The following is a 15238-nucleotide window of genomic DNA, read 5'->3' on the forward strand; positions in this document are numbered from 1 at the left end:
AAAAATCCGAACCTAAATGGTTCGGATTTTTATATTCTTAAAAGCTAATATTGCTTATTGTAATCTAAATGTAATAGGTAAGCTAAATGGAACACGTACAGCTCTACCTCTTTGTTTACCTGGAGTCATCTTAGGAAGTTTGCCAATAATTCTAGCAGCTTCTTTTTCTAAGTTTTTATCCGGTCCACGCATTTGAACTTGACCAATAGAACCGTCTTTCTGAATTACAAAACGAACACTTACTCTACCTTGAATACCCATTTCTTGAGCAATTTCTGGGTATTGGAAGTTTTTTCTAATGTGTTTGTTCATTTTTTCATTAAAACAATCTCTTAAAGCCTTAGCTCCTTTACTTTTTTCTTTTTCACATCCTGGGAAAATTGGAACATCTTCAATTACAGAAAATGGTACATCTACATCTAGATCTACTTCTTCTTCTACAACATCATTTACTTCAATTACCTCAGTATCTTCATCAGATTCAGTATCATCTATAACAGACTCCTCTATCTCTACATCATCTTCTACAACAGCAATTTCTTCTGGAGCTGCTGGTGGCGGTGGTGGAGGCGGTGGAGTTTTAATTTGTTCTGTCATTGGAACTTCCTCATCTAACATATCATCTACATTTTGTGTAATATCATATGTATTGTCTTTGTCGTACTTCTTGTACTCTAATGCTTGCCAAACGAAGAACATAACAACTGCCAGTCCTATTGCAAAATAAAGACCGCTGTTTCTTGTTAAGTCAGCTTTTGGATTTTTCTTTGGTTCCATAGGTTTTAATTTAGTGTTCGCTAATTTAAATAAATATTATCTAAATAAACAATTAATTTTTTCATTTTAATTTTCTTTCTCTTAAAAAAAGCCATTTTGCAGTAAATAGACCCATAAAAACACCAATTGTGTTTGCTACAAAATCTAAAAACTCACCGCTTCTTGTAACAGTAAATCTATCTTGTAACACTTCAATAAGTATGCCATAAGCAATTAAAAAGAAAGCTAAATACCATAAAGCAAGAGTTTTACCTTTATTAATTACGAAAAACTCTTTTAAAGATAGAGTTCCAAGTACAGCTGCAACACTGTAAAAAGTAAAATGCACTAACTTATCTAGGTTTGGTATTTTAACAGAAGGAAGATCTGTATTACTAAAAGAAAATAAGCTGAGTAATGTTATAAACACTACCCAGCTCACAAATAATATGGTAAAAATTGGTTTCTTAACCACCAATTAACTCTTTATAATCAGCATCACTCATTAATTCTTCAACCTGAGCAGCGTCACTTATTTTAATTTTTATCATCCAACCATCTCCGTAAGGATCTGTATTCACCTTTTCTGGCTCATCTTCTAGAGACTCGTTAAACTCTATTATTTCTCCTGATAATGGTAAAAATAAATCTGAAACAGTTTTTACAGCTTCAACAGTACCAAAAACCTCATCTTTATCTAAGGTCTCATCTAATGTCTCTACTTCAACATAAACTATGTCTCCTAACTCTCCTTGAGCAAAATCAGTAATCCCAACAGTAGCAATATCGCCATCTATTTTAACCCACTCGTGATCTTTAGTATACTTTAATTCTGATGGTATGTTCATTTTAGTATTATTTTAATTAATGCAGCAAATGTAACTGATAAAATACGATTTGAAAATTATTTAATTTGAAAAATTACGTTATTCTCAACTTTTTTAAGAAACACTTAATCAAAACCGTCTTTTAGTTTCCAAAATTATACTTAACAGTAAAACCTGTATTTATTGTTGTTTGTGGAAATGCTGTAGAAACTGCAAACTTTGAAAAAGAATGATCATAGAAAAAAGCAACCTCTAATGCTTTACTAAGAGCATAATCTGCTCCAAACTTTAAAGAAAAAACATTTTGTCCGGATGTAATTTGATTGTTATTTAACTCTAGGTTTCTAATAATTGTCATATTATCTTTTAAAGTAGCGTCTAACTTTAAATTTAAATCTCCTTTAAACCTATGCTTATCTCCACCTATATTAGTTACAAAATTTACATCTTTAAATCTATAACCTAAACCTACTGTATAATCTTTACTATTAAGCTCTGTTAGCAAGTTGTTATCAAAACTCATTGTTAAAGCCCTCATTGTTTGCAACTCTGCCACAATACTCATAGAGTTCTTCATTTCAAAATCTAAACGCACTAACGGGTTAAATTGATCTGTAAGCACAACATTTGCCATTATATTCTCTGGCAAGAAGTCCTGAGTCTCTGGATCTATTGTTGTATTCTCTCTTTCTAAATTTGTTTGATATGAGTTTATATTATACGATGACCTATAACCGTGACTAATAGAAAAACGCTTAAACTTTTCCTTAAACCAAGAGTTACGCATTAGACCAGTATACTTTAAACGCCAGTTAGGAATTGGAATATTCCTGAAAGCCCCTAATTTTACCTTAGATGCATCTTGCCCCGTATATGCTGCAATAAATGCTGGCAACAATACATTCTGACTTGTTTTACCATAACGTTCTGGGTACCCTTCTGAATCTCTATTACCTGTATTACCTGCTAAACGGTTTGCTACAATTAATCTGTTTTCTTTAAACTGATCAAAAGCTGAAGACTCAAATTCATCACTCTTAGCAAAAGCAGTTTTTATCATTATAGTAGAAATACCAAAATTACCATAGTTATTTCCTAATAGGTTTTGATATTCATATTGCCCACTACCTAAATCTTCTACTTTAAAATTTTCTTGGTAACGCTCAGATATGTTTCTGTTTGCCGTAATATCAATAGTTAAATCTCTTATTGGTTCTGCTACAGCAGTAATATCTAATTGCCTATTTGTTTCTTGCACAAATTGCTCGTTAAAATCTGTAAAAGTTGTTAACCAACCTCTTTTAGCAGCATCGTAACGCACATCTTCCTGACTACCAAAAACAAATCCTAAACTTGGTTTTGTTGTCCCTATAAAACCAATAGACCTTGTATAACCTGGCAATTGCTTACCTCTAGTTTCTGTATAGTTAACATTTACACGCTTAACCATTGTTACTAAATCTTTAGCAAATTTGCCAACACCACCATTTTTAGCTTTTGGCGTATTGCCTGCCTTGTCTTTACGGTCTGTCTCTTTTGCTTTTCCTTTAGATTTTTTTAAGCCAACCATATCATACAATTTCTGCATTGTAAAATTAGCTGCTATTGTATGCGTACTTGCATTCTGAATTCGATTTATATCTTCACCGGCAACTTCTTTTAAAGCATCGCCTCCACGTTGCCAATCAAAATTACTAGTATAAACATATTGTGCATTTATAAAATCTAATGCAGGTATTTTATCAAAAGGTATTTCGTAATTCAGCTCAAATTGTTGTGCGTGTCTGTTTGGCTCTCCAATATCAAAAAAGCCATCCCAAATATTCATTTGGTCGTCTATTTCTAAAGTAGAAGCTGTTTCATCTTTATAATAATTACGAATAATATTATTGTTAGATGCAGATATATTAAAACGTAATGACTTTGTTAAACTATAATTAACATTATACTGCCAATTAAACATATAATTACGTTGTTGTAATTCTGGCAATTTTAACGCCTCTACACCAGGCTCTAAAACATCTCTAAAACGCTGCTGATTAAATTGACGATTAACATTAGAGTTAATAGCAATACTTGTTGGCAATAAATTTAAGTTAATATCTTTTAACCACTTTAAATATTTACCTGTAAACAATGAATCTTTTTTAGCAAAAGGAGCAACCTCTACTGGCTCAAAACTATGCGCATAAGATAAACCTGCTGTAACATTTTGATCTTTTAACTTCGCTATTTCAAAGTCTCTATGATTTATTTCGTTGTACGAATAGTTAAACGTAAAGTTTTCTACATCGTAAAAATTAGCCTCTGCTTCTTCACTTCTATTTTTACGAACTCCTATAAAATTAATACTTGTTCTTTTTGTATAATCTTCCGCTTGCTCTTCTATTGCTTTTGCATCTTCTGGCGTTTGCGCTGCTGCAATTCTGTCTTCTAATTTTAAATCGTCATAAACAGGATCAAACTCAGGAGTAACCAATTGCTCAGAAATACCATAATTAAACGGTAATTGTATTCCTAACTTTTTAGGTAATAACTGACCAAGGTTTACATTTGTTACAGCATCGTAAGACATTGCATCTTCTCTTGCACGCTCGTTAGGCATCTGATCTATACTACCAAAACCAGATGTACTTTTGTTACCCGTTACAGATATATCTGCAAAATCTGCAAAATTTAAATCTACAGCTGCTATAGCCGCCCAACCACCGTTATTATCTAAACCAGCCAAACGCAGCTCATTAAACCAAACCTCTCCACGAGCAGGAAAATCGCTAGTATTTTTAACACCAACCATCATACTACGTATACTTCCTAAAGAAGGGTTACCTCTTAAACCTATACGCATAACACCAGGTGTACGAGCATCAAATTCATTTACAGCAACAACTTCACCATCTATAATCTCATAATAATTTATCTGATTTAGTGTTTGTCCTGCAATACCAAAAGACTTTATTCTATTTAAATCTAATAAGTTAACCTCTAAATTGTTATTATCTGGCCATATTCTTTCTCTATCTCTTTCTCCGTGCGCAGTAAATTCTAAAGGCACTTCAATTTGATAAAAGTTCTGACTAAAATCTGTTCCTATTCTTAAGAAACCAACCAATGGCATATCGCCATCAGGAAAATCTGTTTCTATAATTTCTTCTGCGTGAATAAACATTTTAAGACGCTCGTATTGTCTTATATCAATATTTACGTTTTTAAACACACCTCTAGAATCTTTAGATTCTAAATTTTCTATCTTAAAAGAAAGCGATTGCTCGTTCTGCTGTACAATAGTATTGTTATTATTTAACTGCTCTCTACGCAAACCAGGAGGTAAATCGTATATAATAGGAGAACGCGTATTATTTTCTTCAATATTAACTGTTGCAACATCTACAAAAGTACCATCATCTGCAGGGTTATTATCTACATCTGGCTCAAGAGATTTTGTATAACTACGCCAATCTCCACGCACTAAATCTAAAGTTGCAAAACGCATTACAACATCATCAGAAAAACCAGTTAAATACATACGCATAAAACTAATAGATCTAAAATCTGTTATACCACCAATAGCATCTGTAAAATCGCTTAACGGAATTTTATATTGTATCCATCTTCTATTTAATACACTACCATTTGGCAATGTAGGTGTTTGGCCTTCTTTTATATCTGTTACATACTTATCGTTAATAGTAGTACCTGCTTTAATAGGTATTCTATACTCGTAATAACTATTTACTGTATTCATAGTTAAATCACGATCTATATCTTCTACATCTGGTAAAGTTGTAGAACCTCTATTTGAATTACTTACCTGTACAGGAGAATTTCCTTGTGGGTTATTGTAATTTAAGTATCGTTCTAAAATGCTTCCGTCTTTATTTAAATAATACTCATAATTATCTAAAGCAGGATCGTTTGCTGGGTTGTTTGTAAATATTGATGTCTCTTCAGCATCACTTAAACCATCATACCCTAAATCTTGTAATCCTCTATTTGTTTCATCTGCATCAAAAGCATATACTAAAGACTGTGTTGCTGGCACTTGCCCCCAAGATGTTTCAGAAATTAAATCATTACTAGTAACACCTGGCAATCCGTTCTCGTATTGTTTTTTTCCATCCTTTAATATATCTTCAGAAATATTACCAATATTAAAAACCAATTCTCCTGGACTTGTAGTTTCTCCGTCTACATAAGGGTCTAACACCCAAAACTGAACAAACTCAACATTTGCTTGCTCAAAATTAGTACTACTCATTGGACGCATAATACCACCCCATTTTTCATCTGAAGGTGTTGTATCAAAACCATCGTTGTTATTGTATGGTCCTTTTAGATTAGGATAATACGCTAAATCTAATGTTCCTTGAGTTGTAGTTTGTCCTTGAGCTATTTCTACTTTAGGAAAAACCTCATCTATAAAAACTCTTCTAGTTGCATTTAATGAAACATCATTATCATTAATTCCAGAAGGTCTTTGATTAGAATAAAAAAGACGATCTATAGAATACCAAGCCATTTTTGCTCTACCAAATCCGTTTCTAAGGTTTTCTGTATCATCTGGAGAACTACCATATAATTGTCCGCTTGGATCTGCAAACTCTAATGGCGTACTCGCTAAAGACCAACCTAAAGAAGATCTAATATCTATTAAAGACTGTGCGCCTTCAAAATCATCTACATATGTTGTAGTTTCTCCTTCAAAATTTGCATTTTTTGGAGAATTAGGGCGTAAGAAAGCAACCTCACCACGTACCGATAAATTAGATGGTACATCTGTGTCTATATTTGGTAATTTATTTACCAATCTAGTTAAATATGGAACCTCTGTAGAGAAGTTACCGTTTAAACCAAACATTGTATTATTAACTGGTTCTACACCGTAAGATGATTTCTGAGTTAAGGGACGCTCGTTTAAATTTAAAAAAGTACCTCCTAAAACAAACTTCTCATTAAATTGATGCTCAACATTAACCCCTGTAAAACGCCTTGTCTGCTGTCCAAAAACCGCATTGTTTTCTACAGAGATATTAATTGGAACATTACTAGCTTCTAAACTAGGATCTAGAATTTGCACCGTACCAGCCAGATAATTTACAGTATAATCTATACCTTCTTGTAATTGTCTACCACCAGCGGTTACACGTACAGATCCTCTTGGTACATTAAAAGCACCAATAGGAATACCATTTATTCCTTGTGACTTATACTTACCTTTTATTAAAAACTTATTTTTATCAGCATCTTCTAAAGCTGCTGACTTGGTACGAGAATACATATTTCTGTATACATACTTTTTCTGGTTGTCGTTATACCCTTGATCGTTATCTACATCGTAAGTACCACCACCTAATTCTTCAAAAATATATTCTCCAAAAGGTTCTACTTTGGTAAAAATTATATTTCCGTTTTGCGAATCTATTGTTAATCCTTCTACATAATCAAAAAATCCATCTCCACCAGACTGTATATCATTATAAGCATTTAATCTATCTAAATTAAACACGTCTAAAAGTATACGCTCTTGTAATGGTTTTGGAGTTGTTGGCCAACCAGTACCAGGACCTTCTGCTACAGGTGTAATATAATTTCTTGGGGTTGGATCTGTATATAATATATTAAGTTTAAAATCTTCTTGACTTAATTGATACGCTCCTGTATTATAGATGTTCTTCATCATTAAATCCCAAATAGGATCTTGTACCGCAGTAATATTACTTTTTAAAAGTTTTAATACCAACGTATTATTTTCTACCACTGGCGTAACACCTGCAGAAACAGAAGTTGCTTCTAATCCTCCATTTGCAAATTCACCTACCTGGTATACCTGTCCTTGGTATGTATACTGAAAAGCGACTGCTAAAACTTCATCATTACTTAAACGCTGACTTAAAGAAATATAACCTAATTGAGGATGAAATACATACTCACCCTTACTAACGTCTAATTTTCTAGCGTTTTCTAAAATTGTATAATCAAACCCTTGATTTACAGTATAACCCGGAACATTAAAACCAGCTTGTACCGTAGCAATATCTCTAATTTGACTTGTTAACGCGCCTCCATTACCAATTAAAGCAGGATCATAATCATTGGCGTTGTTTAAAGGTAAATTACCAGCTGCAGCACTTATGTTAAAAAATCCGGCAGGGGCAGCACCACTTTTTCCAATCCTTGTTTGGTCAGATTCAGATTCACCTAAATCCTGTAACGCTACAACGTTTCTTACGTTTAATGTTTCTTGCCTTCTATTAGTTACCCAAACCTCTAACCTTGTAATTTGTACTTGACTACGTATGTATGGATAGTTTTCTAAAGCAGCATCATAATTATCTCTAAAGTATTGTGCTAAAAAGAAATGTTTGTCTTCATCATAATCTAGGGCCGAAAAAGAAAATTCTTCTACCGTACCACCACCTTGTGCAACTACTGTATTATTTTGCGAACGTTGCTCAGACAATACTGCGGTTACTAATGTTTTACCAAATTGTAATTGTGTTTTTACACCAAATAAACTTTGAGCTCCTGTTATTAAAGAGCTATTTAACGGCATACTTACATTACCAATTTCTATTTTTTGTATTATATCATCTTCTGTAGGCGTATAATCTAATTTTACTAAGTTCTGAAAATCAAAAGTTGCCTCTGTGTTGTAATCTGCACTAACCTGTAGTCTTTCTCCAATTTTACCCAGCATACTTAATTGTATTTGCTGATCAAAGTCAAAAGACATATTTGTACGTTGTCTTGGGGATAAAGACGGATTATCATTTTTTTGCCAAATAACACCTAAATCCATTGCAACAGATCCTGTTGGAATAACTTCTATGGTATTACCTCCAAAAATAGATTGAAAAAAATTGCTGTTTACATAAAAGTTAGGTAATAAGTTTTTCCTAGCTTCTTCACTACCTGCTTTTTTTCCAGAAAATGCATCAGCTTTTTCTTTAAAGTAGGCTTTCATTCCTTCTTTACGGGCTAACTCAAAATATTCGTCTGGAGATAAGTAAATAGGATAGCTAACACTAAAACCACCAACTGTTTCTGTATACACATATTTATCCAAAGTAGAATCGTATGTATATTTAGAAATAATGCTATCAGGATTTGGCAATACTATTTTACCTAGTGCCACTCCTGTTTTTGTAGAATCTGTTTCTTGCTCACCAACCTCTTGCGCAAACGCAAACGGCGTTGCACCTAAGAAAAGCACACATAATATTACGAACCTAAATAGTGGTGAAAGATTTTTTTTTGCCCCTGTTTTCAAACTTATTACAAATTTTTCAGCGCCAACTTAATAATGTTTTCAACGCTTAATGTCGAGTCTTGACTAACAACCTTATCTACTGTTTTTTCTGCTTGCTTACGCGCAAAACCAAGAACCTCTAAAGCAGATAACGCTTCTTCTTTATTTGTATTGTTTGAAGAAGTAGAAACTTCATCAATATCGTATATTTTTAATACTTTATCTTTTAGATCTAAAATAACACGCTGTGCAGTCTTTGCTCCTATACCTTTTACAGATTGTATAGTTGCCACATCTCCGCTTGCAATTGCATCTCTCACTTGGGCAGGTGATAATGATGATAACATTGTGCGGGCAATACTAGAACCAATTCCAGAAACTGAAATTAAAAGCCTAAAAATTTCTCTTTCAGATTTCTCTGCAAAACCAAACAGTGTATGCGCATCTTCTTTAACTTGTAAATGCGTATACAACTGTATGTTTTCTGCATCTGACACCTTGGATAAGGTATGTAATGATATATTTACAAAATAGCCTACACCGTTACACTCTATTACTAAAAATGTTGGATTCTTCTCTACTAATTTTCCTCTTAAATGTGTAATCATATTGGTATAGGTTGATTGTTACTAATTTATTTAGTAGCTGATTTTGCTTTTTTTCTTTTTTCTCTTTCTTGTGCATCTATAACTGCTACTGCCGTCATATTCACCATTTCGTCTACATCTGCTCCTAATTGAAGAATATGTACAGATTTACTTAACCCTAACATTATAGGACCAATAGAATCTGCATTATTTAATTCTTTCATCAATTTATATGTAATGTTGGCCGACTCCAAGTTTGGAAATATAAATGTATTTACATTTTTCCCTGCTAGCTTAGAAAAAGGAAATTGACTTTGTAATAATTCTTTGTTTAAAGCAAAATCCATTTGGATTTCACCATCTACAACCATCTCTGGATGATTTTTATGAAGTATTTCTACTGCCTTTCTAACCTTTACAGCATTTGGAGCACTAGAAGATCCAAAGTTTGCATAAGATGTCATTGCTAGAACAGGGTCAAAACCAAAAGTTTTAGCAACATTAGCAGTCATTAAAGCTATTTCTGCCAATTCTTCCGCAGTAGGATTAATGTTTATAGAAGTATCTGCAACAAATAAAGGTCCTTTATCCGTAACCATTATATTTACTGTAGCAGCCTTTTGTACATTAGTTGCTCTACCAATTACTTCAAAAACTGGTTTTACAACCGTTGGGTATGCTCTAGAGTAACCAGAGATCATTCCGTCTGCATCTCCAGTTTCAACCATCATAGATCCAAAATAATTACGCTCTCTCATTTTTGCTTTAGCATAGTAAAACGTAACTCCTTTACGTTTTCTATTTTCCCAAAACTTAGTAGCATAAATAGTACGCTGACCTTTAGATTCTGTAGCCTTAGTATCTATAATTTCAACATCAGCATCAAATTCTAATTCTTTTTTAAGCTCTAGAATTGTTTCTTTTTTACCTAGTAAAATTGGCTCTGCAATACCTTCTTCATATGCTATTTGAGCCGCTTTTAACACATCTAAATGATCTGCCTCTGCAAAAACAATTCTTTTAGGACTTGCTTTTGCTCTGTTGTGCAATAAACGAACAACTTTATTATCGTTTCCAGAACGTCTAATTAATTCTTCTTTATACTTATCCCAATCCTCTATAGGTTGTTTTGCTATACCACTGTCCATAGCAGCTTTTGCTACAGCTAAAGGAATTTCAGCAATTAATCTAGGATCAAAAGGTTTTGGTATTATGTAATCTTCTCCAAAAGTTAACCTTGTTTCTCCATATGCAATATTTACTTGCTCTGGCACTGGTTCTTTAGCTAATTTTGCTATTGCCTTAACCGCTGCCATTTTCATAGCTTCATTAATACCAGTTGCTCTAACATCTAAAGCTCCTCTAAAAATAAAAGGAAAACCAAGAACATTATTTACTTGGTTAGGATGATCAGATCTTCCTGTAGCCATAATAATGTCTTTTCTAGCAGCTATTGCTATATCATATTCTATCTCTGGATTTGGATTTGCCATTGCAAAAACAATTGGCTTTTTAGCCATAGAAACTAGCATTTCTGGAGATACAATATTTGCAATAGAAAGACCAACAAACACATCTGCGTCTACCATTGCTTCGTCTAGTGTATCTATTTTTCTATCAGATGCAAACTCTAATTTTTCTTTAGACAAGTTTTCTCTATCAGATCTTATAACACCTTTACTATCTAGCATTACAATATTCTCGTCCTTAGCACCAAATGCTTTATATAATCTTGTACAAGAAACAGCAGCTGCACCTGCACCACTTATTACAATACGTACTTCGTCAATTTTTTTACCTGCAATCTCTAATGCATTTAATAATGCAGCTGCAGAAATAATTGCAGTACCGTGTTGATCATCATGCATTACAGGAATATCTAATTCCTCTTTTAATCTACGTTCTATTTCAAAAGCAGCAGGAGCACTAATATCTTCTAAATTAATACCACCAAAAGTAGGCGCTATCATTTTTACAGTCTCTACAAACTTATCTACATCTTTAGTATCAATCTCTATATCTACACCATCTATATCAGAAAAAATCTTAAACAACAATGCTTTTCCTTCCATTACTGGCTTAGATGCTTCTGGACCAATATCTCCCAATCCTAATACCGCAGTACCGTTGGTAATTATAGCTACTAAATTACCTTTAGAGGTATATTTGTAGGCATTTTCTTTGTCTTTAAATATCTCTAAACAAGGCTCTGCTACACCTGGAGAGTAAGCTAATGCCAAATCTCTTTGTGTTGCATAAGGCTTAGTAGGAACAATTTTAATTTTACCTGGTTGCGGTTTCGCATGATAAATTAAAGCCTCTCTTCTATTCTTCTCGTTGCTCATTGTTTCTAATTTTAAGGTGTAAATTTACGAGTATCCCGTCAATTAACTTATACTATTATTTTAAAAATTCTATGTTGCGCTGTAAGCCTGAGAACTTCGTACGTTTTACGGCAGATTTCTGAAAAACCTTTCTAAAAACATCTTCCGTTATTTCTTCCCAATCTTTCTTGGTCATAGATAACAAATCTGGATGCGGATTAAATAATGGTTCTTGGTGTGGTTTAGAAAATTTATTCCAAGGACAAACATCTTGGCAAACATCGCAGCCAAAAACCCAATCATCAAACTTATCCTTTACTTCTACTGGTATTTCATTTTTTAATTCTATTGTAAAATAAGAAATACACTTACTACCATCTACCACATAAGGATCTACAATTGCCTGTGTTGGACAAGCATCTATACAGGCTGTACACGTACCACAATGATCTGTTACAGCAGTATCATAAACCAAATCAATATCCACAATAAGCTCTGCTATAAAATAAAAAGAGCCTACTCTCTGGGTTATTAAATTGCTGTTTTTACCAATCCACCCTAAACCACTCTTTGCTGCCCAAGCTTTATCTAGAACTGGAGCCGAATCTACAAATGCTCTACCGCCAACTTCGCCAATAGTATCCGTCATAAATTCTTGTAACTCTCTTAACTTAGATTTTATTATATGGTGATAATCTTGCCCGTATGCATATTTAGATATTTTTAATACATCGTCGCCTTGTGTTTCTTCAGGATAGTAATTTAACAATAATGAAATCACAGATTTAGATCCTTCTACAAGCTTTGTAGGATCTAAACGTTTGTCAAAATGGTTTTCCATATAAGACATTTCACCATTCATATTCTTATTCAGCCAATTCTCTAATCTCGGTGCTTCCTCTTCTAAAAATTCGGCCTTAGACACACCACAAGATATAAATCCTAGGCGTTTAGCTTCTTCTTTTATTAAAGCTGTAACTTTTTCTTTATTTACAATAGGTAACATCACAAAGCAAAGTTAGTGGTTTACAGATAACCAAAAAATTATTTAGCATAGCTATTGCTAGTTAAAAAATAGGGCTTACATTTGGGGTGTAAACTTTAGGGGTGTTCTTTTTAAGAACTGAGAAATACCCTTTGAACCTGATGCTGTTAGTACAGCCGAAGGGAAAAGTTGAATTCTTTTTATGATTTCTATCTTTTGATGTTTTTCCGTTTCCGGAAAATGCATTTTCACACACAGTTTACGATTTAATTGGATTTTTTAACGCTATAAACTAGCACTTAAAATGTATCTCTATGATACCCATAAACGTAAATAACACGCAGCACCAGGTTCCCAAAGAAACCAACGTGTTACAATTAATACAGACTCTGGATTTAAATACTCCGGGTATTGCTATTGCTGTTAACAGCACTGTAATACCTAAAGCAATTTGGAGCTCTACATTTTTACAACCCAACGACAATGTATTATTAATACAACCTGCACAAGGAGGGTAACCTAAAAACATTAAAAGACTTATTATGAAAAAAAAAGACACCGCACCTAAACAAAACGGTATTACAAGACAACCATTTCCTAGTTCTAAAAAAGTTTATGTTTCTGGTAAATTATATCCAGAAATTAAGGTTGCTATGCGAGAAATTGCATTGAGTGACACGGTAGATTCTATGACCAAAAAGAAAACACCAAACGAACCAGTAACGGTTTATGACACTTCTGGCCCTTATACAGATCCTAATAAAGAAATAGATGTACATAGTGGAATTGAAAGAATTCGCGAACCTTGGATTAAAGACCGTGGAGATGTAGAGGAATTAGAAGGTTTTTCTTCAAAATATTGTAACGAACGTTTAAATGATAAAAGTTTAGATCATATGCGTTTTGATTTAAAGCATAAACCTAAACGCGCTAAAAAAGGGCAAAATGTAACACAGCTACATTACGCTAAAAAAGGTATCATTACCCCAGAGATGGAGTATATCGCAATTCGCGAAAACCAGCGAATAGATGAAATGACCGAGATTAGAAAACAACACAAAGGCGAACACTTTGGTGCTTCTATTCCAGATAAAATTACACCAGAATTTGTAAGATCAGAGGTTGCAAGAGGCCGTGCAATTATTCCATCAAACATAAATCACCCAGAAGCAGAACCTATGATTTTAGGTAGAAACTTCTTAGTAAAAATAAATGCAAATATTGGAAACTCTGCCGTTACCTCTTCTATTGAAGAAGAAGTAGAAAAGGCAGTATGGGCTTGTCGTTGGGGAGCAGATAATATTATGGATTTATCTACAGGAGAAAATATTCACGAAACTCGTGAATGGATTATCCGCAACTCACCAGTACCAGTAGGTACGGTACCAATTTACCAAGCTTTAGAAAAAGTAAATGGTGTTGCCGAAGATTTAACTTGGGAAATTTTCCGTGATACGCTAATAGAACAAGCAGAACAAGGTGTAGATTACTTTACCATTCACGCAGGCGTTTTATTGCGTTACGTACCAATGACTGCAAAACGTGTTACTGGCATTGTATCTCGTGGTGGCTCTATTATGGCAAAATGGTGTTTAGCTCACCATAAAGAAAGTTTTTTATATACTCATTTTGAAGATATCTGTGAGATTCTAAAACAATACGACGTTGCCTTTTCATTAGGTGATGGTTTACGTCCAGGTTCTGTAGCAGATGCAAATGACGAAGCACAATTTGCAGAGCTAGAAACTTTAGGAGAGTTAACACAAATAGCTCGTAAGCATGAAGTACAGTGTTTTATAGAAGGCCCTGGTCACGTGCCAATGCATATGATTAAAGAAAATATGGAGAAGCAAATAGAACTTTGTGACGAGGCTCCTTTTTACACCTTAGGACCTTTAACAACTGATATTGCACCAGGCTATGACCACATTACATCTGGTATTGGAGCAGCTATGATTGGCTGGTACGGTTGCGCAATGTTATGCTATGTAACACCAAAAGAGCATTTAGGATTACCAAATAAAGAAGACGTACGAGTAGGAGTAATTACTTATAAATTAGCAGCTCATGCAGCCGATTTAGCAAAAGGACATCCAGGTTCTCAGCATAGAGATAACGCTTTAAGTATGGCTCGTTTTGAGTTCCGTTGGGAAGATCAATTTAACTTAGGATTAGATCCAGAACGCGCTCGTGAATACCATGATGAAACGTTACCTGCTGCTGGTGCTAAAATTGCACACTTTTGCTCTATGTGCGGACCAAAATTCTGTTCTATGAAAATTTCTCAAGAAGTGCGCGATTTTGCCGCCGAAAACGACATTGTAGACAACGAGGTAATTGCAAAAGGAATGGAAGAAAAATCTAAAGAATTTAAAGAAAAAGGATCAGAAGTGTACTTGTAATATAATGCGGAAGTTCCTACGCCTTTTACTAAAGTAAAGGCGTAGGCGCGCTTTCCGTTTTATCTTTTGCCTGTTCTACTTTATAATTTATACTAGAATAAACAGCAA

Annotated in this window: 9 protein-coding genes and 1 riboswitch; of the genes, 2 read left to right on the forward strand and 7 right to left on the reverse strand. The window is 33.9% G+C overall.

Annotated elements, in window-relative coordinates; all coding sequences use genetic code 11:
* Positions 1 to 54: 54 nt before the first annotated feature.
* From BT107_RS09040 to queG, 7 genes are all read right to left on the reverse strand, one after another.
* On the reverse strand, positions 55 to 777 hold the full coding sequence (locus BT107_RS09040; protein WP_072303459.1) for an energy transducer TonB: 723 nt from the start codon (positions 775 to 777) through the stop codon (positions 55 to 57).
* 61 nt (positions 778 to 838) lie between these two features.
* Complete coding sequence (locus tag BT107_RS09045; protein ID WP_139254302.1) at positions 839 to 1198, reverse strand: VanZ family protein; 360 nt, start codon at positions 1196 to 1198, stop codon at positions 839 to 841.
* Positions 1199 to 1223: 25 nt separating this feature from the next.
* Entirely contained in the window at positions 1224 to 1604 is a 381-nt protein-coding gene (gene gcvH / locus BT107_RS09050) for a glycine cleavage system protein GcvH (RefSeq protein WP_072303461.1), read from the reverse strand.
* Between the two features lie 121 nt (positions 1605 to 1725).
* Positions 1726 to 8853 (reverse strand): T9SS outer membrane translocon Sov/SprA, encoded by a 7128-nt coding sequence (gene sov / locus BT107_RS09055; protein WP_072303462.1) that lies wholly within the window; start codon positions 8851 to 8853, stop codon positions 1726 to 1728.
* A gap of 5 nt (positions 8854 to 8858) precedes the next feature.
* The gene (ruvA, locus tag BT107_RS09060; RefSeq protein ID WP_072303463.1) at positions 8859 to 9440 is read right to left on the reverse strand and encodes a Holliday junction branch migration protein RuvA; all 582 of its coding nucleotides are present in this window, start codon (positions 9438 to 9440) and stop codon (positions 8859 to 8861) included.
* A 26-nt stretch (positions 9441 to 9466) separates the two neighbouring features.
* Positions 9467 to 11764 carry an NADP-dependent malic enzyme gene (locus BT107_RS09065; protein WP_072303464.1) on the reverse strand — a complete coding sequence of 766 codons (2298 nt, stop codon included), beginning with the start codon at positions 11762 to 11764 and terminating at the stop codon, positions 9467 to 9469.
* Positions 11765 to 11819: 55 nt separating this feature from the next.
* Entirely contained in the window at positions 11820 to 12749 is a 930-nt protein-coding gene (gene queG / locus BT107_RS09070; RefSeq protein ID WP_072303465.1) for a tRNA epoxyqueuosine(34) reductase QueG, read from the reverse strand.
* 87 nt (positions 12750 to 12836) lie between these two features.
* Positions 12837 to 12930, forward strand: a riboswitch (TPP riboswitch).
* A 112-nt stretch (positions 12931 to 13042) separates the two neighbouring features.
* Between queG and thiS the strand changes: the two genes are divergently transcribed.
* A complete protein-coding gene (thiS, locus tag BT107_RS09075; protein ID WP_072303466.1) occupies positions 13043 to 13246 on the forward strand; it encodes a sulfur carrier protein ThiS in 204 nt (67 codons plus the stop codon).
* Positions 13247 to 13270: 24 nt separating this feature from the next.
* On the forward strand, positions 13271 to 15130 hold the full coding sequence (gene thiC, locus BT107_RS09080) for a phosphomethylpyrimidine synthase ThiC (protein ID WP_072303467.1): 1860 nt from the start codon (positions 13271 to 13273) through the stop codon (positions 15128 to 15130).
* The last annotated feature ends 108 nt before the right edge of the window (positions 15131 to 15238 follow it).

Source organism: Cellulophaga fucicola (assembly GCF_900119145.1).
Taxonomy (GTDB): Bacteria; Bacteroidota; Bacteroidia; order Flavobacteriales; family Flavobacteriaceae; genus Cellulophaga; species Cellulophaga fucicola.

What these genes read in the sequence shown, in the direction of transcription:
- BT107_RS09040 (WP_072303459.1), bottom strand. Translation starts at nt 777, where the DNA reads ATGGAACCAAAGAAAAATCCAAAAGCTGACTTAACAAGAAACAGCGGT.
- gcvH (WP_072303461.1), bottom strand. Translation starts at nt 1,604, where the DNA reads ATGAACATACCATCAGAATTAAAGTATACTAAAGATCACGAGTGGGTT.
- ruvA (WP_072303463.1), bottom strand. Translation starts at nt 9,440, where the DNA reads ATGATTACACATTTAAGAGGAAAATTAGTAGAGAAGAATCCAACATTT.
- BT107_RS09065 (WP_072303464.1), bottom strand. Translation starts at nt 11,764, where the DNA reads ATGAGCAACGAGAAGAATAGAAGAGAGGCTTTAATTTATCATGCGAAA.
- queG (WP_072303465.1), bottom strand. Translation starts at nt 12,749, where the DNA reads ATGTTACCTATTGTAAATAAAGAAAAAGTTACAGCTTTAATAAAAGAA.
- thiS (WP_072303466.1), top strand. Translation starts at nt 13,043, where the DNA reads ATGATACCCATAAACGTAAATAACACGCAGCACCAGGTTCCCAAAGAA.
- thiC (WP_072303467.1), top strand. Translation starts at nt 13,271, where the DNA reads ATGAAAAAAAAAGACACCGCACCTAAACAAAACGGTATTACAAGACAA.